Genomic DNA, 22,368 nt, shown 5'->3' with positions numbered 1-22,368 from the left:
CATTGATCGACTGGGAACGTTTATGGATAAAAATCTCCTCATCACCGGCGGCTCCCGGGGTATCGGGGCCGCCACGGCGGTGCTGGCCGCAGCGCAGGGATATCGCGTGTGCATCAACTATCTGTCCGATCACGCTTCGGCCGAGCGGTTGTGCGGGCAGATTCGCGAGGCGGGCGGGCATGCCATTGCGGTACAGGCGGACGTCAGCAACGAGGATGAGATCATTCGTCTTTTTGCCCGGGTCGATGCCGACATGGGCCGAATCACTGCGCTGGTCAACAACGCCGGCACGGTGGGCGAGGCTTCGCGGCTGGACACGATGTCCGAGTTTCGTCTGCTGAAGATCATGATGAGCAACGTAGTCGGGCCCATGCTCTGCAGCAAGCACGCGCTGCTGCGCATGTTGCCCCGTCATGGCGGGCGCGGCGGCAGCATCGTCAATGTCTCGTCCGTGGCGGCACGGCTCGGATCACCCGGTGAATACGTCGACTACGCGGCGTCCAAGGGCGCCCTGGACACCTTCACCGTCGGGCTGGCCAAGGAAGTGGCGGGCGAGGGGGTGCGGGTCAACGCCGTGCGCCCCGGTTACATCTTCACCGAATTCCACGCCCTGAGCGGCGACCCTCACCGCGTCAGCAAGCTGGAACCGACCATCCCCATGGGCCGTGGCGGACTGGCCGATGAAGTGGCGGAAGCGATTCTGTGGCTGCTGTCGGACAAGGCGTCCTATTCGACGGGGTCGTTCATTGATCTGGGCGGCGGTCGGTAGTCACCGCTGAATGTGCCGCCGTCTTCCCGGCTGAAGCCGGTCCTACATCCGCGTTCACAGTCAATTCCGCTGACTGCACGCGGTCCTTTGTAGGACCGGCTGAAACCGGTCCTACACCCGCGTTCACAGTCAATTCCGCTGACTGCACGGGGTCCCTTGTAGGACCGGCTTTAGCCGGGAAGGGGCCAGTCCTGGCACTTAAGATTTGCAGCGCTGCCCCTTCGCCCGGCACTTTTTAACCCATCATCGAGCGAATGATCTTCCCCAGTGTCTCCATCGCCTGCTCGGGCGCTTCACCCCACGGGCTGCCGTAGTTCAGGCGGATGAAGGGCTGGAAGCGCCGCGTTGGCGAAAACATCGGGCCGGGGGCGATGCTGATGCCCTGAGCGAGGGCGGCCTGGAACACTTTCAGCGAATCGATCTGTTCCGGCAGCTCCACCCACAGGAAGTACCCGCCGGTGGGCTGGCTGACGCGGGTCTGCGCGGGGAAATACCGGGCGATGGCGCCGAGCATGGCACGCTGCTGATCTTCCAGGCTGTGGCGCAACTTGCGCAGGTGCCGGTCGTAGCCGCCGTGTTGCAGGTAATCAGCAATGGCCGCCTGGGCCGGCATCGAGGCGCACAGCGAGGTCATGATCTTCAGCCGCTCGACCTTCTGCGCATAACGCCCGGCAGCGACCCAGCCCACCCGATACCCGGGCGCCAGGCTCTTGGCGAACGAGCCGCAATGCAGGACCAGGCCTTCGGTGTCGAACGCCTTCGCCGGTTTCGGCGCGTGCTGGCCGTAATACAGCTCGGCGTACACGTCATCCTCGATCAGCGGCACCTCATGCTTGCGCAGCAGCTGCACCAGCTCCCGTTTGCGCGCCTCAGGCACCGTCGCGCCGGTGGGGTTCTGGAAGCTGGTCATGCTCCAGCAGGCCTTGATCGGGTAACGCTCGAGCGCCTGCTCAAGCACTGCCAGGTCAATGCCCTGTTGCGGGTGCACCGGGATTTCCACCGCCTTGAGCTTCAGCCGTTCGAGCACCTGCAGGCAGGCGTAGAACGCCGGTGCCTCGATGGCCACCAGATCACCGGGCTCGGTCACCGCTTGCAGGCACAGGTTCAGGGCTTCAAGGGCCCCGTTGGTGATCAGCAGCTCGTCCATGGGCAGCATCTGCCCGGCGACCATGTAACGCAGGGCGATCTGCCGGCGCAGGGCTGGATTGCCGGGCGAGAGGTCGCTGACGACCATGCGCGGGTCCATGTCGCGGGTGGCACTGGCGAGGGAGCGGGCCAGGCGCTGCAACGGGAACAGCGCGGCGCTGGGGAAGGCGGAGCCGAATGGCACGGTGTTCGGGTCCTTGATCGATTCCAGCACCGAGAACACCAGTTCGCTGACGTCGACTTCGGTGGATTCGCTCAGCTGTGGCGCGGGGCGCGCATCCTGCTCGATGGCGTTGTCACTCAGGCCTTGCAGGCGAATGCTGTCGTTGACGAAGTAGCCGGAGCGCGGCCGCGCCCGGATCAGGCCTCGACGTTCCAGCAAGTAGTAGGCCTGGAACACCGTCGACGGACTGATGCCGTGGGTTTGGCTGGCGTAGCGCACCGACGGCACACGCTGCCCCGCAGCAAGCACCCCGGTGCGGATCAGCTCGGCAATGTCATCGGCAAACTTTTCATAACGCTTCATGGCGGGGCTCGTGCTGAGGGGCGTCTGGGACGCAGCCGCCAGTGGGTGGCCGGCGGGAAGGGCGGGTGACCCGGTGCAGGCGGAATATGCGCGTCGTCTGCGAATTAGTACAGATGCAGATATGCACCCGAGAACCGGATCAGGGGTGAGGGTCGTCGGGCTCCTCCCGCACTCTCGGCCCCTGCTGCGGTCCATACGGCACTGACGCTGAATGAGGGGAATGCACTGATGAATGCCTGGTGGGAAGAAGTGGTGGAAACACTGCAGGCCGAGTTCTCTGACATCACCGATGCCGGGCAGATCACCCGCGTGACCATACGCCTGGTGATTGCGGCGCTGCTGGGCGGGATTCTGGGCTTCGAGCGGGAACACAAAGGCAAGGCGGCCGGGGTTCGAACTCACATGCTGGTGTGCATGGGCGCTGCGCTGTTTGTGCTGGTGCCGCGTATGGCCGGTGCCGACGACGCTGCACTCAGCCGGGTGGTGCAGGGCATTGTGGCGGGGATCGGCTTTCTCGGCGCCGGGACCATCCTCAAGGGCGATGCGCTCAACGCGACGCAAGTGAAGGGCCTGACTACGGCAGCCGGTCTGTGGATGACGGCGGCGATCGGTATCGCGGCGGGAATGGGCAGGGAGATGACGGCGGTGCTGAGTACTGTGCTTGCGTTGGGCATTTTCAGTCTGATGCCGCGAATTGTGAGGCGCTTTGAATCGCCGGAAGAGCGCGCCAGGGACCCGGCTCGCAGCACAGGTGGGGAAGCGCAGGAGCCGTGAGCCTGGGGTCATTCGGCAACATCGGTGGTGGGGCTGCTGACGCGTTCCCGGCTGAAGCCGGTCCTACGGAAAACATGCGCAGTCGGTGCTACGGAAAACATGCGCAGCCGGTCCTACGGAAAACACGCGCAGTAGGACCGGCTTCAGCCGGGAAGAGGCCAGTCGGCGCACCCTCAAAATCGCAGCTGGCCCGCTAAAAGCTTCCCGGCTAAAGCCGGTCCCACAAAACGTGTTGCGTCAGCAGGGACCGGCTTCTCCGGAGAGGGCATTCAATCACTCAGGGAACTTCTCATCCAGAATCGCCGGCGGCTCGCTGCTCGGCGGGTCACCGGCCGGCGGTTCGATCACCGGGGGCATAAGCGGGGAAGGCGGCTCTTCCGGCTTGGGCACCGGCAGCTCGGGGTCATCGATGTTCGGATCGGGCGTTTCTGCGGGAACGGGAATGCTCATGGTGTTACCTTCCTTTGGTTATCGAGGCATGCGTGAGGTTATCGAGGCAAGCGTGTCGAGCGGCTGTTCATCAACGCCGCAGCACTCCCAGGTTACGACCGCTCCCCGTTGCCAATGATTCACTGCAACCGTTGCGCTGCTGCCTTCCCGGTGCTGAGCAAAACCAGTCCGCGTGCCGTGCGCTGAGTTGATCAACCGTCACGCAAGCTCTTTGAACTTTTGCCCGAGGCTGGCGTTCGGAACCTATGCTGCCACGTCCGGATGCGTTGATCCCGTGGCTCTCTCTTATGTTATGGACAAAGACGCTGAAGCAATGGGCGCCCCACAGCGGGCGTCCCTGGGCGTGAGGAGTGATGCTCGATGAATGATACTGCTGATCAGCCGTACGGCCCGGATTCCCTGGCCAACGATGTTCTCCACTCTATCCACCCTATCCCCCTGACCCAAGCCTTGCAGCTTCCGCGGATCGTGATCGAGGACACCCAACCGGTGATCGATAACGGTCAGCTGGCTGCCAAGGCCGTTGTCGGTCAGCCGGTCACGGTCACCAGCAAAATCTACGCGGACGGCCACGACAAGATGGCCGTACGTATCGTCTACCGGGCCGCTGACGATGAACAATGGCAGTCCGTGCCCATGCGCGAGCTGGGCAACGACAGCTGGATTGGCGAATTCACCCCGCCGACCTTCACCCGCTATATCTACCGCCTCGAAGCCTGGATCGATCAGTTCGGCAGCTACCGCTACGAGCTGGAAAAGAAGTACGCCGCCGGCGTGACGATCGACCTGGAGCTGGAAGAAGGGCGCCTGCACCTGGTGCACGCCGCCGAGCGCAGCACCCTGGAATTGCGCGGTCAGCTCGACAGCCTGATCAAGCGCCTGGGCGAGGCCACCGAAAACGAGGCCAAGGTCGCACTGCTGCTGAACAGCGAAACTGCCGCCGTCATGGCCAAGGCGGACAACCACGCGTTCCTCAGTCGGAGCCTGGAATTCCCGCTGGACGTCGAGCGTGAGCTGGCCCAGTTCGCCAGCTGGTACGAGCTGTTTCCGCGTTCGATCACCGATGACAAAAAGCGCCATGGCACCTTCAAGGACGTTCACACGCGCCTGCCGATGATCCGCGACATGGGCTTCGACGTGCTGTACTTCCCGCCGATCCACCCGATCGGCCGCGCGCACCGCAAAGGCCCGAACAACTCCCTCACCGCAGGCCCGGATGATGTGGGCAGCCCTTACGCCATCGGCAGCGCTGAAGGCGGGCATGACGCCATTCACCCGCAACTGGGCACCCGTGAAGACTTCCGCGAGCTGGTCGCCGCCGCAGCTGAGCATGGCCTTGAAATCGCCCTCGATTTCGCCATCCAGTGCTCCCAGGATCACCTGTGGCTCAAGGAGCACCCGGGCTGGTTCTCCTGGCGTCCGGACGGCACCATCCGCTATGCGGAAAACCCGCCGAAGAAATACCAGGACATCGTCAACGTCGATTTCTATGCGCCGGACGCCATTCCAGGCCTGTGGACCGAGTTGCGTGACGTGATCCTCGGCTGGGTCAAAGAGGGCGTGAAGATCTTCCGCGTCGACAACCCGCACACCAAACCGCTGCCGTTCTGGCAGTGGATGATTGCCGACGTGCGCAGCCAGCACCCGGAAGTCATGTTCCTCGCCGAAGCCTTCACCAAGCCGGCGATGATGGCGCGCCTGGGCAAGGTCGGTTATTCCCAGAGCTACACCTATTTCACCTGGCGCAATAACAAGGCCGAACTGAGCGAGTATTTCACCCAGCTCAACGAGTCGCCGTGGCGTGAATGCTACCGGCCGAACTTCTTCGTCAACACGCCGGACATCAATCCGCCGTTCCTGCACGATTCAGGGCGCCCCGGTTTCCTGATCCGCGCGGCGCTGGCGACCATGGGTTCGGGCCTGTGGGGCATGTACTCGGGCTTCGAACTGTGTGAATCGGCGCCGGTACCGGGCAAAGAGGAATACCTGGATTCCGAGAAGTACGAGATCCGTCCCCGGGACTTCACCGCGCCTGGCAACATCATTGCCGAGATCGCCCAGCTCAACCGCATCCGTCGCCAGAACCCGGCGCTGCAGACGCACTTGGGCCTGAAGATCTACACCGCGTACAACGACAACATCCTGTACTTCGGCAAGCGCACGGCGGATGGCAGCAACTTCATTCTGGTGGCCGTGAACCTTGACCCGCGCAACGCGCAGGAAGCGCATTTCGAACTGCCGCTGTGGGAAATGGGCCTGTCGGATGACGCCGCGACGTTGGGGGAAGATTTGATGACCGGGCATTCCTGGACCTGGTACGGCAAGACCCAGTTCATGCGTCTGGACCCGTCTTACCAGCCGTTCGGCATCTGGCGCATCAAAGCCACAAACCAATAATTCAAAGGATGTGGTCATGGCAAAGAAACCCCGCAACGCTGCCTTTATCGAAGACCCGCTCTGGTACAAGGATGCGGTGATTTACCAGGTCCACGTTAAGTCGTTTTTCGATTCCAACGACGATGGCATCGGTGACTTCCCGGGGCTGATTGCCAAGCTCGATTACATTGCCGAGCTGGGCGTCAACACCATCTGGCTGCTGCCGTTCTACCCGTCGCCCCGCCGCGACGATGGCTATGACATCTCCGAATACCGGGGTGTGCACAGCGACTACGGCACCATGGCCGATGCCAAGAAATTCATCGCCGAGGCGCACAACCGCGGCCTGCGGGTGATCACCGAACTGGTCATCAACCACACCTCGGACCAGCACGCGTGGTTCCAGCGCGCGCGGCATGCCAAGAAAGGCTCCAAGGCCCGGGATTTCTACGTCTGGTCCGATGACCCGCAGAAATACGACGGCACCCGGATCATCTTTCTCGATACCGAGAAGTCCAACTGGACCTGGGACCCGGTCGCCGAGCAGTACTTCTGGCACCGTTTCTATTCCCACCAGCCGGACTTGAACTTCGACAATCCGCAGGTGATGAAGGCGGTCATCGAGGTCATGCGCTACTGGCTGGACATGGGCATCGACGGCCTGCGCCTGGACGCAATTCCGTATCTGATCGAGCGCGACGGCACCAACAACGAGAACCTGCCGGAGACCCACCAGGTCCTCAAGCAGATTCGCGCTGAAATCGATGCCAACTACCCCGATCGCATGCTGCTGGCCGAAGCCAACCAGTGGCCTGAAGACACCCAGCTGTATTTCGGAGATCGCAAGGGCAAGGACGGCGACGAATGCCACATGGCGTTTCACTTTCCGCTGATGCCGCGCATGTACATGGCGGTGGCCCAGGAAGACCGTTTTCCGATTACCGACATCCTGCGCCAGACCCCGGAAATCCCGGAAAACTGCCAGTGGGCGATCTTCCTGCGTAACCACGATGAACTGACGCTGGAGATGGTCACCGACCGCGAGCGTGATTACCTGTGGAATTACTACGCTTCGGACCGTCGCGCGCGGATCAACCTGGGCATCCGTCGTCGCCTGGCGCCGTTGCTGGAACGTGACCGCCGCCGCGTTGAACTGCTCAACAGCATGCTGCTGTCTATGCCCGGCACGCCGACCCTGTATTACGGCGACGAAATCGGCATGGGCGACAACATTTACCTCGGCGACCGCGACGGTGTGCGCACGCCGATGCAGTGGTCGATCGACCGCAACGGCGGCTTTTCCCGCGCCAACCCGGCGAGCCTGGTGCTGCCGCCGATCATGGACCCGCTGTACGGTTATCAGTCGGTCAACGTCGAGGCGCAGGACCATGACCCGCACTCGTTGCTTAACTGGACCCGCCGCATGCTTGCCGTGCGTCGTCAGCAGAAAGCCTTCGGCCGCGGCACCCTGAAGATGCTCTCGCCGAGCAACCGCCGCATCTTGGCCTACACCCGCGAGTACACCGGCCCGGACGGCAAGACTGAAATCATCCTGTGTGTCGCCAACGTTTCGGCCGCCTCCCAGGCCGCCGAGCTGGAACTGGCCCCGTACGCCGGGACCGTTCCGGTCGAGATGCTTGGCGGCAGCGCCTTTCCACCTATTGGCCAGCTCAATTACCTGCTGACGTTGCCTCCCTATGGCTTCTACTGGTTCTTGCTGGCCGCGGAGAATCAAATGCCCAGTTGGCACGTTGAACCGGCCCAGAGCATGCCGGACTTCCCGACCCTGGTGCTCAAGCAGCGCCTGGAAGAACTGCTCGAAGAACCCCTGCGCCAGACCATGGAGCAGCAGTCACTGTCGGTCTATCTGCCGAAACGCCGCTGGTTCGCTGGCAAAGGTACGGCCATCGACAACATCCACATCGCCTACGCCGTGCGCTTCGGCACCACGGTGCGTCCGGTGTTGCTGAGCGAAATCGAAGTCACTTCCGGCGGCGAAACGGTGCGCTACCAGTTGCCGTTCGGCCTGTTGCCGGAAGACGACATCAGCAGCGCCTTGCCGCAACAGCTGGCCCTGTCCCGCGTACGTCGCGGCCGTCAGGTCGGTTTGATTACCGATGCCTTCACCCTTGAGCCGTTCATTCGCAGCGTCATCCGCGGCATGCAGGAAAACACCGTGCTGGCGACGCCGGATGGCGAGCTGCAATTCCAGAGCACCTCGCAACTGGCACCGCTGGGCCTGAATGAAGACGCAGAAGTGCGTTACCTCTCGGCCGAGCAGTCCAACAGCTCGGTGGTGGTCGGCAAGAAGCTGGTGCTGAAAATGATTCGCCGTGTCGCGGCCGGTACTCACCCTGAGCTGGAAATGGGCGCGTACCTCACCGAAGCCGGTTACCCGCACATCTCGCCGCTGTTGGGTGCGGTGGTGCGCGTGGACGGGCAGGGCGAGAAGAACCTGCTGATGATCGCCCAAGGTTACCTGAGCAATCAGGGCGATGCGTGGGAATGGACGCAGAACAACCTCGAACGCGCGGTGCGTGATCACATGGCCCATGGGCAATCGGCGCTGGAGCAGCAAGCCAACGCGCTGATCGAGCTGAAAGACTTCGCCGGCTTGCTGGGTCAGCGTCTGGGCGAGATGCACGTGATCCTCGGTGCGCCGACGGACAACCCCGACTTCAAGACCGAAGTGACCAGCGTCAAGGACAGCGAGGCCTCGGCGAAGAGCGTTTCGGCGCAGATCGAGCGTGCCTTGCAGCTGCTTGAACAGCACCGTGACTCTCTGGAAGCCCAGGATCAGCAGCTCATCACCGAACTGCTGGGCAAGCGCAAAGCGCTGCTGGCTCAGGTCAAAACCCTGGCGAAGCAGTCGGTCGGCGGGTTGAGAATGCGTGTCCATGGCGACCTGCACCTCGGCCAGATGCTGGTGGTGAAGGGCGATGCTTACCTGATCGACTTCGAAGGCGAGCCGGCGCGCCCCCTGCAGGAGCGTCGGGCCAAATACAGCCCGTTCAAAGATGTCAGCGGCGTGCTGCGTTCGTTCGACTACGCTGCGGCGATGGCCATGCGCAACGCGCAGAGTGCCGACACCTCGGTGCAGGCCGACACCGCCCGCCAGCAAGTGGCCGAGACGTATTTGCTGCAGGCGCGGGAAGCCTTCCTGGAGGGCTACCGCAAGGCCACCGTCGAGGTGGGTCACGACTGGAAAGATGCCAAAGGTGAGGCGGCCGCGCTGGCGCTGTTCACCCTGGAAAAAGCCGCTTATGAAGTGGCCTACGAGGCCGAGAATCGGCCGACTTGGTTGTCGGTTCCGCTTCAAGGCTTGCGCGGGCTTCTAGACCTGTCTGATGGAGAATGAAAATGAGTGCCTCTGACCAATTCGGTAATGGCAACCACGCAGCATTGCCAAGCGCCGTTGACATGGACGCGTTGATCCGTGCGGAGCACCGCGACCCGTTTTCGATGCTGGGCCCCCACAGCGATGGCGCTGAAGGCCAGGTGATCCGCGCCTATCTGCCCAATGCGCTGGCGGTGCGCGTGCTCGCTCGCGATGGCGAACGTGACCTTGGCGAACTGAGCATGACCGACAAGCCGGGCTTCTTTGCCGGGCACTTTGCGGTGCGTGAACCCTATCTGCTGAAAATTTCCTGGGCAACCGGTGAGCAAATCACCGAAGACCCGTATAGCTTCGGCGAGCAGCTGGGCGAGATGGATTTGTACCTGTTCGCCGAGGGTAACCACCGTGACCTGAGCAGCGCGCTGGGCGCACAGGTGAAGAACGTCGACGGCGTGGACGGTGTGCGTTTCTCGGTGTGGGCACCGAACGCCCGCCGCGTCTCGGTGGTGGGTGACTTCAATAGCTGGGATGGCCGTCGTCATCCGATGCGCCTGCGTCACCCGACCGGGGTGTGGGAAATCTTCATTCCGCGCATTGGCCCGGGCGAGGCCTATAAGTACGAGATCCTCGGCCAGCACGGCGTCTTGCCGCTGAAAGCCGACCCGATGGCCCTGGCGACCCAGCTGCCGCCGGCCACGGCGTCGAAAGTCGCTGCGCCGCTCGCCTTCGAATGGCAGGACAGCGACTGGATGCAGTCGCGGGGCGAGAAGCATGACATCCACCAGCCACTGTCGATCTACGAGCTGCACGCAGGGTCGTGGAAGTGGCACCACGGTGGCGATGATGAGCCCGATCGCCCTTACAACTGGCGCGAGCTGGCCGAGCATCTGATTCCTTACATCAAGGAAACGGGCTTCACCCACATCGAACTGATGCCGATCATGGAACACCCCTTCGGCGGGTCGTGGGGCTATCAGGTGTTGTCGCAATTCGCCCCAAGTGCGCGTTACGGCAAACCGGAGGATTTCGCCGCATTCGTTGACGCGTGCCACCGCAACGACATCGGCGTGATTCTTGACTGGGTGCCTGCGCACTTCCCGACCGATGCACACGGTCTGGCCCAATTCGACGGCACTGCGCTGTACGAATACGCCAACCCCCATGAAGGCTTCCATCAGGACTGGAACACGCTGATCTACAACCTGGGTCGCACCGAAGTCCACGGTTTCATGATCGCGTCCGGGCTGCACTGGCTGAAGAACTTCCACGTCGATGCGTTGCGCGTGGATGCGGTGGCGTCGATGCTGTACCGCGACTATTCCCGCAACGCCGGGGAGTGGGTGCCGAACCGTTACGGCGGCCGCGAGAACCTGGAAGCCATCGACTTCCTGCGTCACCTCAATGACGTGGTCGCGATCGAAGCGCCAGGGGCGCTGGTCATCGCCGAGGAATCCACCTCGTGGCCTGGCGTTTCCCAGCCGACCCAACAGGGCGGGCTGGGTTTCTCCTACAAGTGGAACATGGGCTGGATGCACGACACGCTCAAGTACGTCGAGCAGGACCCGATCAATCGCCAGCATCACCATGATCGTCTCAGTTTCGGTCTGGTGTACGCCTGGTCCGAGCGTTTCGTGCTGCCGATTTCCCACGACGAAGTGGTCCACGGCAAGCATTCGCTGATCGACAAGATGCCCGGCGACCGCTGGCAGAAATTCGCCAACCTGCGCGCGTACCTGTCGTTCATGTGGACCCACCCGGGCAAGAAGCTGCTGTTTATGGGCTGCGAGTTCGGCCAGTGGCGCGAGTGGAACCACGACACCGAGCTGGACTGGCATTTCCTGCAGTACGCCGAGCACAAGGGTGTGCACACGCTGGTCAGCGACCTCAACCGTTTGTATCGGACCGAAAAGGCACTGTACGAGCAAGACTGCCAGCCCCAGGGTTTCCAGTGGGTCATCGGTGACGATGCCGGCAACAGCGTCTATGCCTACCTGCGCTGGAGCAAGGAGGGCGAGCCGTTGCTGGTGGTCGCCAACCTGACGCCTGTGCCGCGTGAGGCCTATCGCGTCGGTGTTCCGTTCAGCGGCAAGTGGGCCGAGCTGTTCAACAGCGACGCGGGGATCTATGCCGGTTCGAACTTCGGCAACGGCGGGGGCGTGCGCACCGACGAGATCAAGAGTCACGGCCAGGCGTTCTCGCTGTCCCTGAACCTGCCGCCGTTGGGTGTGGTGATCCTCAAGCCGACCGTGGAGCAGCTGCACCACGAGGTCTGACACCTCCTGCTCTGGCGTTGTGCGCGTGTAGCCGCAGTGCACTCGCCGAGTAGTCTCTCAGCGGAAAACCTGTGGGAGCGAGCTTGCTCGCGAATAGCTTTCCATCAGTCGACATCGTCGCCTGATGAAGCATTCGCCAGCGGACCCGCTCCCCCAGTTGTATCAGTCACTTCGACAAGCGTTGTGGGACCTTTCCCGGACGAATGTCATCCCTCCCCAGTGAACCTGACCTCTTTTCAATGGTCTGTTGACCACTGCGCGCGCAGTACGCCCGGGTCACGGCCTTCGGCGTCCGGCTGAATTTCGCCCGCGCCAGATGCCTTTTCCAGCCGTTGCAGCGCGTTGTTCGTCGCTGTCCGATCAGGCGTGATTCCCTTGCATGCGGCCCGCCCATCGGCCTTCTTTTCAATTTGTCGAAGATTATCCATGCCTATTTCTGCCTCCGATGCCTCCCTTCGCTTTACCCCCGTGTCGGGCGTTCGACGCCGTTTGCTCAACGCCGGCCTGCTGACTACCGTCTTAACCGCGAGCTGTGCCAGCCCCTTCGCACTGGCCGAAACCACGAGCAAGGATCGCTGGGTCAGCGATACCCTCAGCACCTACGTGCGCAGCGGCCCCACCGATGGCTACCGCATCGTCGGCACGCTGAAATCCGGCCAGAAGGTCGAGCTGATCAACACCCAGGGCGATTACAGCCAAGTGCGTGGCAGCGCCGGCGACAACGTGTGGATTCCCACCGCTGACCTGCAGGAAGTACCCGGTCAGGCCGAGCGCTTGCCGCAATTGACCCAGAAATCCGCGGACCTCAGCGCGCAACTCAAGACTATCGACGATGACTGGAAGACCAAGGTTCAGGGCATGCAGGAAACCCTGGAATCGCGCAAGAAGCTGGTCGACGAGCTCGAAGCCCGGACCAAGGACCTGAACGCGCAGTTGGCCAGCGCCCAGTCGGATTTGCGCACCACCCAGGCAAAGCTGGGTGACGAGAACAATCAGGTGCTGATGCGCTACATGGTGTACGGCGGCAGCATTGCCGGCGCCGGCTTGCTGCTGGGCCTGATCCTGCCGTCCCTGACCAAGGGCCGCAAGCGCAACGATCGCTGGTTCTGAAGCAAACCCAGTTCTGCCGTCCGCCTAAACACGGACCGGGCCCGGCATTCTCCATGCCGGGTTTTTAACGCCCACTGGCAACTTTCCCCCCATGCGCTAGTTTAGTGCGGGGCGCCTTCTGCCCACCGCTGCTCCTCCCTCACAAGAAAAAGAGAAACGCCCATGAAGTTCGAACCCTTTGCCCGGCTTCTCGTTGCGACGGCGCTTATCCTTGGTCTGTCCTGCGCTCACGCCGCCTCCGTGGCCCCGGCCGCCGCTGAAAACGGCATGGTCGTTACCGCCCAGCACCTGGCGACCCATGTCGGTGTCGACGTGCTCAAGTCCGGTGGCAATGCAGTGGATGCGGCCGTTGCCGTGGGCTACGCGCTGGCCGTGGTCTATCCAGCCGCCGGCAACTTGGGCGGCGGTGGTTTCATGACCATCCAGCTGGCAGACGGGCGGAAGACCTTCCTCGACTTCCGCGAAAAAGCGCCCCTCGCGGCCACCGCCAACATGTACCTGGACAAGGACGGCAACGTCGTGCCGGACCTGAGTGCCAAGGGGCACCTGGCCGTCGGCGTGCCCGGCACCGTGTCCGGGATGGAAATGGCGCTGAGCAAATACGGCACCAAAAAGCGCGCGGAAGTCATTGCGCCGGCGATCAAACTCGCTGAAAGCGGTTTCGTCCTGGAGCAAGGCGATGTCGACTTGCTCGGCACCGCCACCGACGAGTTCAAGGCAGATGCGAAGGACCTGGGCACGATCTTTCTGAACAAGGGCCAGCCGCTGCAAGTGGGTGACACCCTGGTGCAGAAAGACCTGGCCAAAACCCTCAAGGAAATCTCCGCCAAAGGCCGCGACGGCTTCTACAAAGGCTGGGTGGCCAAGGCGATCGTCGATTCGAGCCAGGCAGGGAAGGGCATCATCACCCAGGCGGATCTCGACAAATACGCAACCCGAGAGCTGGCGCCGATCGAGTGTGATTACCGCGGCTACCACGTGGTCTCGGCGCCGCCGCCGAGCTCCGGCGGGGTAGTGATTTGCGAGATCATGAACATCCTCGAAGGCTACCCGATGCAGGAACTGGGCTATCACTCCGCCCAGGGGCTGCATTACCAGATCGAGGCCATGCGTCACGCCTACGTCGACCGCAACAGCTACCTGGGCGATCCGGATTTCGTCAAAAACCCGATCAGCCATCTGCTCGACCGCGACTACGCGGCCAAGCTGCGCGCCGCCATCGAACCGCAGAAAGCCGGGATCTCCCAGAACATCAAACCCGGCGTCGCGCCCCACGAAGGCAACAACACCACGCACTATTCCATCGTCGACAAATGGGGCAACGCGGTGTCCGTCACCTACACCCTCAACGACTGGTTCGGCGCAGGCGTGATGGCGAGCAGCACCGGCGTGATCCTCAACGACGAGATGGACGACTTCACCTCCAAGGTCGGCGTGCCGAACATGTACGGCCTGATTCAGGGCGAAGCCAACGCCATCGCACCGGGCAAGTCGCCGTTGTCATCGATGAGCCCGACCATCGTCACCAAGGACGGCAAGACGGTAATGGTCGTCGGCACGCCGGGCGGTAGCCGCATCATCACCGCGACCTTGCTGACCATGCTCAACGTTATCGACTACGGCATGAATATTCAGGAAGCGGTCGATGCGCCACGCTTCCACCAGCAGTGGATGCCGGAAACCACCAACCTGGAAGCCTTCGCCGTCAGCCCTGACACCCGGAAGATCCTGGAAAGCTGGGGTCACACGTTTGCCGGTCCCCAGGACGCCAACCACCTGGCCGCGATCCTCGTTGGCGCACCTTCGCTGGGCGGCAAGCCGGTGGGCAATAACCGGTTTTACGGGGCCAACGATCCGCGTCGTAGCACGGGGTTGTCCTTGGGCTATTGATTCACCAGGGAGCTGACTTCATCGGACGGGGCAGGGTGCTCCTGTCCGGTGACGGGAGGGTTTAGCGCTTCCCAAGCCAGACCCTGCGCGTGAATCAGGTTGCGCACAGGCCCCTTCGAAGTGTTATGTTATAACCCGTTTTTCAGGTCGATCACGGGCCTGTCGGTTATCGCGCTTCGAGAGTCCACCGCGTATGCAAACCCTGTCTGTCCCTCTGCAATCTCCCGCCACGTCCATCGCCCATCCCGGCCGCCTGCAATCGATCGATGCCCTGCGTGGGCTGATCATCATCTTCATGCTGCTGGATCACGTGCGCGAGACCTTCTTTCTGCACCATCAGGTCAGCGATCCGATGGATGTCGCTCACACCAGCGTTGACCTGTTCATCAGCCGCACCCTCGCGCATTTCTGCGCGCCGCTGTTCGTGTTTCTGACGGGGCTTTCCGCCTGGCTGTACGGCGAACGGCATGCGGGCAAAGGCGCGGTGGCGGGCTTTCTGTTCAAGCGCGGGCTGGTGCTGATCGCGCTGGAACTGACGCTGGTGAATTTCGCCTGGACGTTCCAGTTTCCGCCGACGGTGATCTATTTACAGGTCATCTGGGCGATTGGCCTGAGCATGATCGCGCTGTCAGCGATGGTCGTTTTGCCGCGCGGCGTATTGGCGGCGCTGGGGCTGGCAATCATCGCCGGGCACAACTTGCTGGACAACGTGCATTTTGCCGCGGGCTCGGCTTTGCACATCCCGTGGGCGATTCTCCATGACCGCGGCTGGATCGAGGTCGGCGACAGTTTGCGCCTGCGCACCTCGTACCCGCTGCTGCCGTGGATCGGCGTGATCGCCGTGGGTTACGCCGCCGGGCCGTGGTTTGGGCGAGGCGCGAATGGAGACAAGCGCGAGATCAACCTGATTGCCTGGGGTTTTGGCGCGTTGACGCTGTTTCTCGCGTTGCGCGGCATCAACGGCTATGGCGAGAAGCCGTGGGTGGAGGGTGACACCACCGCGCAGACGCTGATGAGCGTCCTCAACGTCACCAAGTACCCGCCGTCGTTGCTGTTTATCAGTCTGACCCTGGGGGTTGGCTTGCTGGTGCTGGCCTGGCTTGAGCGTCAACAGGGGCGGGCATGGCTGCGACCGCTGGTGACCTTTGGCGCGGCGCCGATGTTTTTCTACCTGCTCCACTTGTACGTGCTCAAGCTGCTGTATGTCGGCGCGGTGGCGATCTGGGGCACCACCCAAGGCCAGTACTTCGGTTTCACCTCGGTACTGGGCCTGTGGGGTTGCGCTGCGGTGCTGACCGTTGTGCTGTTGCCGGCGGTGAGCTGGTTTGCCGCGCTCAAGGCGCGACGTCGGGACATCGCCTGGCTGAAGTATTTCTGAGCACGCCCATTTCAGGGCTGCGCAGGGCTTCAGGCGTCACGCTGCAAAACTTACGGTGCAGGCGCGGGCCTCTTCCCTGCTGAAGCCGGTCCTACTGAAAGCATCGTATGCATCCAGTGGGACGGGTGGTGGAACCCATGTAGGACCGGCTTTAGCCGGGAAAGCGTCAGTCGTCACGCCGCTAAATCGTGGTGGAACCCGCCGTAGACCGGCTTTAGCCGGGAAGGCATCAGGCGTCGCGCAGGCTGCGTTCCATGCGCGCCAGGCCTTCTTTCAGCATCGCTCGCGGGCAGCCGAAGTTCAGGCGCACGAACTGGCCGCAGTCGTCGCCGAATTCCAGCCCGTCGCTGAGCGCGACTTTGGCGTGTTCGAGGAAGAACTGTTGTGGGTTTTTTAGTTCCAGGCCCGAGCAATCCAGCCACGCCAGATACGTGCTCTGGGGCAAATGCATCGTGATCCCCGGAAAACGGGTGTTGATCGCCTCGGCGAGGTAATCACGGTTGTCCTGCAGATACGCCACTACCTGTGCCAGCCACGAGCCGCCCTCGCGATAGGCCACTTCAGTCGCCTCCAGGCCCAGGGCGTTCACGCTGTCGACCAGCCCCAGCCGCCCGGCATTGAAACGCTGGCGAAGCTCGGCGTTCTGCACCACGGCGAACGCAGTTTTCAGACCGGCAATGTTCCACGCTTTGCTCGCCGACATCAGCGTCACGCTGCGTGCTGCGATCTCCGGGCTCAGGGAAGCGATCGGCGTGTGCTGACGGCCGTCGAACAGCAGGTCGGCGTGGATTTCATCGGAAATGATCAGCGCATCCCGTCGTACGCAGGCTTCGCCGATGGCGAGCAGTTCGTCGCGTTCGAAGACCTTGCCCAGCGGGTTGTGGGGATTGCTCAGCAGCAGTGCGCCATGGTCAGGCAGGGCGCGTTGCAGCGCCGCAATGTCGGTGGGGTATTCGCCCTGGGGGTTGGCATGGAAGGGCAGATCGATGCGCGGCAGCTTCCAGTTGGCCGGCGCGTGCAGAAGCGGCGAGTAGTTGGGCGTCTGCACCAGCACCGCGCTGGACGGCGAGACCAGTGCGTGGAGCGCCATGTTCACGCCGGGCTCGACCCCGGGCAGAAACACCAGGTCCTGCGCCTCGATCTGCCAGCCGTAACGCTCGGCGAGATGCTTGACCAGGGTCTCACGCAGCGCCTGCTGGGGCACGGAATAGCCCAGCAGCGGATGCTCCAGACGGTTCTTCAGCGCCTGCACAATGGGCGCGGCCACCGGGAAATCCATGTCCGCCACCCACATTGGCAGCACGTCCTCGGGGTACTGGCTCCACTTTTTGCTGCCGGTGTTCAAGCGCTGAAAAACGTTATTCAGATCCATGTGCTGGCCTGTCCTGCTCGAAAAAAAGAGGGGATTGTGCCAGAGATTGGCGGGCGGGTTTGCTGTCGATTTACGGATTGTAGGATTAGTCCGTAAATGCCGCTGGAACCGTCTCCTTCGTGTCTCGCCCTCTGGAGTCACACTTTGAAATGCCTCATCTTCGCCGGCCTCAGCCCTCTCTCATGGACGAGTTGATCAGATCTTTACGCGCTGCTCAGGGGGGATTTTTCCTGCCAGGGACGCTCATTCATGCTCACCGTGTTGCCGCCGTTCTTCGACCACAGTCGCCATAAGCTTGTTGTTCATCGTCTGCCCATTGAACACGATGTTCTTGCCTTCGAGGGCGAGGAACAGCTGAGTCAGCCGTTTCGTTACCGGGTGGAATTCACTTCCGCTGAGCCGGACATCGGCGCTGAGCGGATGCTGGGGCAGGATGCGCAGTTCAGTCTGCATGCTGCGGCGCATACGTTGCCGGTGGCGATTCGTGGTTTGCCGGTGCCTCCGGTTAAACCGTTGCGAACTTTGCATGGGGTTGTGACGGGGTTTAAACGGCTCTCTGGTTCGGCTGACGAGGCGCGTTATGAAGTGACGCTTGAACCGCGCCTTGCGTTGCTGGCCCGTGGGCGGCAGTTCCGGATCTATCAGCATCAGTCGGTGCCGCAGATTGTCGAGAGCGTTCTGCGTACTCGGCATGACTTTGAGGGGCAGGACTTTTTGTTCTCGCTGGTAAGGGAGTATCCGAAGCGCGAGCAGGTGATGCAGTACGGCGAGAGCGATCTGGCGTTTATTTCACGCTTATTAGCCGAGGTGGGGATCTGGTTCCGCTTCACTAACGATGAGCGATTGGGGATTGCGGTCGTTGAGTTTCATGATGACCAGCGGCATTACGTTCGGCCGCGTGTGAGCTTGCCGTTTCGGCCGCGGTCGGGGTTGGGCAGCAGTGGTCAGGACGGGGTTTGGGGGCTGCAGGTCAGTCATGAGGTGGTGGAGAAGAACGTACACTTTCGGGCTTATCACCATCGGGATGCGAACGCATGGCTCGATGGGGATGTTGATCAGACGCGTGGGGATTCCACCACTTACGGCAAGGCGTATCACTATGCCGAGCCGTACAAGGTGCTCGGCGACAAGCTGGATCAGGATGAAGATTTAGAGGGTGAAAGCGGGTTTTTCTACGCCCGGTTGCGGCATGAGCGGTATCTGAATAATCAGACTCGCTTAAGTGGTGTGAGCAGCAGTGCTTCGTTGGGATTGGCGCAGGTGCAGCAGATCTCGGGTGGTGCGCCGCAAGCGTTTGAACCGGGTGCGGTGATCACTCGATTGCAGCTGCGTGCCGCGCGGGACCGCAGTTTCGAGCTGAGCTTTGAAGCGATTCCCTATTCGGAGAGCGTGTGCTTTCGGCCGCCGTTGCTGGCCAAGCCTGAGATAGTGGGCACTGTGTCGGCCCGTGTCACCAGCTCGCTGGCCAACGATCCCTATAGCCACATTGATAGCGAAGGCCGCTACAAGGTCAGTTTTCTGTTCGACCGCAACAGCTGGAAATTGGGTGAAGAAAGTCTGTGGCTCAGATTGGCCCGACCCTATGCGGGCGATACCCACGGCTTGCACCTGCCGCTGATCTGTGGCACCGAAGTAGCCATCGCGTTTGAGCAAGGCGACCCGGACCGGCCCTACATCGCTCACGCGCTCCATGACAGTCGCCATCCCGATCATGTGACGCTGCTGCGCAGCGATTACAAACGCAATGTCCTGCGCACCCCGGCGAAGAACAAGCTGCGGATGGAGGACGATCGCGGCCAGGAACACATCAAACTCAGCACCGAACACAGCGGCAAGAGCCAGCTGTACCTTGGGCATCTGGTCGACAACGAGAAGGATAAGCGCGGCGAAGGGTTCGAGTTGCGAACGGACGGTTGGGGCGCGATTCGGGCGGGGCGCGGGCTGTTTATCAGTGCGGATGAACAGACCAAAGCCCACGGTCAGCAGCTCGACATGGACGCGGCGATCAACCAGCTTGAAACCGCGCTTTCCTTGGCCCGCACCATGGCCCAGGCCGCGCGAAGTGCGGGTGCTATCGCCGCAGACACCCGCAGCCACTCGCAACTAAACGACGCGCTGACTCACCTCAGCGAGCCCGGGCTTCTGCTGCACGCACCGGCCGGCATCGGCATGGTCAGCCCCGAAGCGATCTGCGTTTCCTCCGGTCGCGAAAGCGTCGCCATCACCTCATCACGCTCAACCGACCTCAGCGCCGGACGCAACATCACCGGCACCGCCGAAGGTGCGATCAGCCTGTGTGCCGTCACCAAGGGTCTGCAAGTAAAAGCGGTTCAGGGCGACGTCAAGCTTCACGCCCAAAGTGCCGCACTGCACGCGCTCGCCCAAGACGACATCAAGATTGAAAGCCTGGCCGGCCGGATCGAAATCAGCGCGCCGAAGGAACTCGTCCTCAGTTGCGGCGGCGCATTCATCCGTATCAAGGATGGCGAGATCGAGCTGGGCGCGCCGGGGAATATCTATCACCGTGCCGTTTACGTGCTAAAGGGCGGTGCCACCACGCTGACCACCCCGGTGACGCCAATACCTTATGGCTATGGGGCGGGGTACACCCTGGTCGACGCGCAACAGGCCGCTGCCCGTTTCGTCCGTTACCGGATCACCACGCAGAACGGCGAAGTGTTCAACGGCGTGACCGACAAGGACGGCAAGACCATGCCCGTCCACACGATTTTGCCTGGAAACATCGCGATCGACTTTCCTCAGCCTGAAGAATGGCTGACACCGCGTCCCACGCCTGAGCTTGAGGAGGAAGAAGAGGAAGAGGAAACCACCGAAGGCATCACCCTGCGCATCGGGCTGTTCTTTGACGGGACCGGTAATAACCAGAGCAATGCGGCGGCGACTGAACGGTGCCGACGGCAGGACTTGGACAGCTTTAGCGCTGAAGAGCTTGAGAGCATTGCAGCGACGTGCAAGCAGTATGGGTTTGGGGAGTTTGACGGGAGTGCGTTTAACAGCGCGCCGAACAACAGTTACGGGAATGCGCCGAGCAATGTGGCGTATTTGTATGACTTGTATCCGGATAACAGCACCACGCCGCTTAATAAAGACCAAAAGATCGCCTACCTATCCGTCTACATGGAAGGCATCGGCACACGTAGTGGCGGCAAAGATGACAGACTGATCGGCCAAGGACTCGGGCAGGGTGAAACTGGGGTGGTGGCGCGGGTGAGACAAGCACCCGACTCAATCAGGCAGCGCCTGCGTGCATTCATTACCAAAAATCCTAGTGTGGCGATAAGCAAAGTCGAATTTGACGTCTTTGGTTTCAGCCGTGGAGCTGCTGCTGCACGACATTGCGCAAACGAAGTCCTTAAACCCGGACGCGGGATATTCAGCGAGATGTTCGCAAGGGGGAGGGGCGGTCTGCTGAAAAGCTTTGATAACGCCGCTGATGTTTGCATCAATCTGATTGGCCTGTTCGATACGGTTGCGGCCATCTCAGACCCTCTAAATGGGGACTTCAGTCCTGGCAACGACCTGAATCAGGGCGTCAATCTCTATCTGCCACCCGACTGCGCGCGGCAGGTCATTCACCTTCAAGCGCTCGACGAGTACCGCGCCGACTTTTCTCTTAATAACGTCCACCACACGCACCTCCAAATCGGACTGCCGGGCGCGCATTCGGATGTCGGCGGGGGCTATCTCCCACGAGCACGAGAAAAGTTGTGGATGACGCAGCCCTGCAAGGCCAGCGTTCCGTCGGGTCAAAGAGTTGAGTCCCATGCCGCTTGGGCCCGTGCGGAGGCGGACGCCAAGGTATTGCGCGAATCAGGCGTGGCTCGCGATGGCTACGTTGCGGTGAAAGCCTGGCCTGCAGCAACTAACTCTCGCGGCAAAGCTGCGTCGGCCATGGAGTACTACTGGATAACCGTACTGCTCGAACGCCCTGTACATGGCGAACTGAGCTTGATTGCACTGCGTGTTATGCGTGAACTGGGGATACGTCACGGCGTTCCCTTCAAGGGTCTGGAAGCGCGGCCTGAACTCGCAGTGCCAGAGGAGCTTATGCCTATCGCTAAGCGAATCTTGCAGCAGGTAATGACGGACCGGCTCGTACGCCTGGAACCTGCGCAAGAGGCATTGCTACGATCGCGTTACATCCACATATCAGCGCACTGGACCCCTGAAGGTCCCTTCTTACTTAGCAAACCGGCACCGCTGAATCGTAGGAACGTGCACCTCAATCGTCCGCAAGAAGGTTATCCCGAATGAGGCGCTTGGCGTATGCACTGGGATTGCTAATCAGCCTGAGTGCCTGTGCAGCGAACTCTCCACTTCCAGCGAGGCCCGAGCTGCCGTATCCGGCGTGGTACGTAGGGTTGGCAGCGCCCCAAAATATGGAGGTGTGGGTGGAGACGGTTGATGTGCTGGATCAGCGCGGCCTTGCTTTTTTTCGCGTGCACGGTGGCGTCGCCAGCTACACGGGTCAGCCGGATGGCTGGCACGAAGGAGGAGGCAAGTCCAAGCCCATCAATAACGTCGATTTACCAGATCAAATTTTTCTGCGCTGGCAATCCTTAGTTGAACCACAAACCTATAAAGTTTTGATCAAAATACCCCAATGGGTACGCGATGAAATGATCAAGCCACAGCGGGAGTTTTGTAGCTGGGATCAGGAAGTTGTCACTCTATATCGGGACACCATAAGCCTGGGCATGGCGCCCGGAGGCATCGCAAAGGTCTGGGTCGGATCGGGGTGTTTAGAGCATAAGGAGGTCGGCCGCTTTCAGGCTGAAATCGAACCGCTCGGACCCTATCGTGGGGCGAGCAAGGGCAAGTACATCCCACTCGAACCTGAAAACAAAGCCTACATCGACCAGCACGGCATTCCCTATGGCAGCTGGTAATGCTGCTGCGGCCCCGCACCCATCGCGCCACCGCACAAATGAACGTCTCAGAATCCA

General features: G+C 61.7%; 14 protein-coding genes. 10 read left to right on the top strand and 4 right to left on the bottom strand.

The window, feature by feature from the left end:
- Positions 1–22: 22 nt before the first annotated feature.
- A complete protein-coding gene (locus tag IFT99_RS09140) occupies positions 23–769 on the top strand; it encodes an SDR family oxidoreductase (protein ID WP_065990613.1) in 747 nt (248 codons plus the stop codon).
- 235 nt (positions 770–1,004) lie between these two features.
- Here the strand turns inward: IFT99_RS09140 and mapR are convergent, their stop codons facing one another.
- Positions 1,005–2,441 (bottom strand): GntR family transcriptional regulator MpaR, encoded by a 1,437-nt coding sequence (gene mapR, locus IFT99_RS09135; protein WP_192131748.1) that lies wholly within the window; start codon positions 2,439–2,441, stop codon positions 1,005–1,007.
- 228 nt (positions 2,442–2,669) lie between these two features.
- On the opposite strand from mapR, the gene IFT99_RS09130 reads away from it, so the two are divergent.
- The gene (locus IFT99_RS09130) at positions 2,670–3,215 is read left to right on the top strand and encodes an MgtC/SapB family protein (RefSeq protein WP_065990617.1); all 546 of its coding nucleotides are present in this window, start codon (positions 2,670–2,672) and stop codon (positions 3,213–3,215) included.
- Positions 3,216–3,488: 273 nt separating this feature from the next.
- On the opposite strand, the gene IFT99_RS09125 is transcribed toward IFT99_RS09130, so the two are convergent.
- Positions 3,489–3,665, bottom strand: coding sequence for a hypothetical protein (locus IFT99_RS09125; protein ID WP_167355807.1), 177 nt, complete (start codon positions 3,663–3,665; stop codon positions 3,489–3,491).
- Positions 3,666–4,025: 360 nt separating this feature from the next.
- On the opposite strand from IFT99_RS09125, the gene IFT99_RS09120 reads away from it, so the two are divergent.
- From IFT99_RS09120 to glgB, 3 genes are read left to right on the top strand one after another with little or no spacing between them, the layout of a single operon-like run.
- Positions 4,026–6,062: an alpha-1,4-glucan--maltose-1-phosphate maltosyltransferase gene (locus IFT99_RS09120; RefSeq protein WP_192131746.1), complete on the top strand. Its 2,037-nt coding sequence runs from the start codon at positions 4,026–4,028 to the stop codon at positions 6,060–6,062.
- A 16-nt stretch (positions 6,063–6,078) separates the two neighbouring features.
- A complete protein-coding gene (gene treS, locus IFT99_RS09115) occupies positions 6,079–9,399 on the top strand; it encodes a maltose alpha-D-glucosyltransferase (protein ID WP_192131744.1) in 3,321 nt (1,106 codons plus the stop codon).
- Positions 9,400–9,401: 2 nt separating this feature from the next.
- The gene (gene glgB, locus IFT99_RS09110; RefSeq protein WP_192131743.1) at positions 9,402–11,651 is read left to right on the top strand and encodes a 1,4-alpha-glucan branching protein GlgB; all 2,250 of its coding nucleotides are present in this window, start codon (positions 9,402–9,404) and stop codon (positions 11,649–11,651) included.
- A 236-nt stretch (positions 11,652–11,887) separates the two neighbouring features.
- On the opposite strand, the gene IFT99_RS09105 is transcribed toward glgB, so the two are convergent.
- On the bottom strand, positions 11,888–12,079 hold the full coding sequence (locus IFT99_RS09105; RefSeq protein ID WP_192131742.1) for a hypothetical protein: 192 nt from the start codon (positions 12,077–12,079) through the stop codon (positions 11,888–11,890).
- Here IFT99_RS09105 and IFT99_RS09100 point away from each other — a divergent pair.
- From IFT99_RS09100 to IFT99_RS09090, 3 genes are all read left to right on the top strand, one after another.
- A complete protein-coding gene (locus IFT99_RS09100; protein WP_192131741.1) occupies positions 12,078–12,761 on the top strand; it encodes a TIGR04211 family SH3 domain-containing protein in 684 nt (227 codons plus the stop codon). The two genes, IFT99_RS09105 and IFT99_RS09100, sit on opposite strands and share 2 nt — an antisense overlap.
- 162 nt (positions 12,762–12,923) lie before the next feature.
- Entirely contained in the window at positions 12,924–14,651 is a 1,728-nt protein-coding gene (gene ggt, locus IFT99_RS09095; protein WP_192131739.1) for a gamma-glutamyltransferase, read from the top strand.
- A 193-nt stretch (positions 14,652–14,844) separates the two neighbouring features.
- Positions 14,845–16,029, top strand: coding sequence for a DUF1624 domain-containing protein (locus tag IFT99_RS09090; RefSeq protein ID WP_192131736.1), 1,185 nt, complete (start codon positions 14,845–14,847; stop codon positions 16,027–16,029).
- A 229-nt stretch (positions 16,030–16,258) separates the two neighbouring features.
- Here the strand turns inward: IFT99_RS09090 and IFT99_RS09085 are convergent, their stop codons facing one another.
- Positions 16,259–17,401 carry a MalY/PatB family protein gene (locus tag IFT99_RS09085; protein WP_192131734.1) on the bottom strand — a complete coding sequence of 381 codons (1,143 nt, stop codon included), beginning with the start codon at positions 17,399–17,401 and terminating at the stop codon, positions 16,259–16,261.
- Positions 17,402–17,650: 249 nt separating this feature from the next.
- Between IFT99_RS09085 and vgrG the strand changes: the two genes are divergently transcribed.
- Together vgrG and IFT99_RS09075 are read left to right on the top strand one after the other, a co-directional pair.
- Positions 17,651–21,676, top strand: a complete 4,026-nt coding sequence (vgrG, locus tag IFT99_RS26740; protein ID WP_192131732.1) for a type VI secretion system tip protein VgrG — start codon at positions 17,651–17,653, stop codon at positions 21,674–21,676.
- Entirely contained in the window at positions 21,673–22,311 is a 639-nt protein-coding gene (locus IFT99_RS09075; RefSeq protein ID WP_065986138.1) for a DUF2931 family protein, read from the top strand. Before vgrG ends, IFT99_RS09075 begins: the two co-directional genes overlap by 4 nt.
- The last annotated feature ends 57 nt before the right edge of the window (positions 22,312–22,368 follow it).

The organism is Pseudomonas sp. CFBP 8772, assembly GCF_014841665.1.
In the GTDB taxonomy this organism is placed as follows: Bacteria; Pseudomonadota; Gammaproteobacteria; order Pseudomonadales; family Pseudomonadaceae; genus Aquipseudomonas; species Aquipseudomonas graminis_B.
This window is presented reverse-complemented; position numbering and strand designations above follow the sequence as displayed.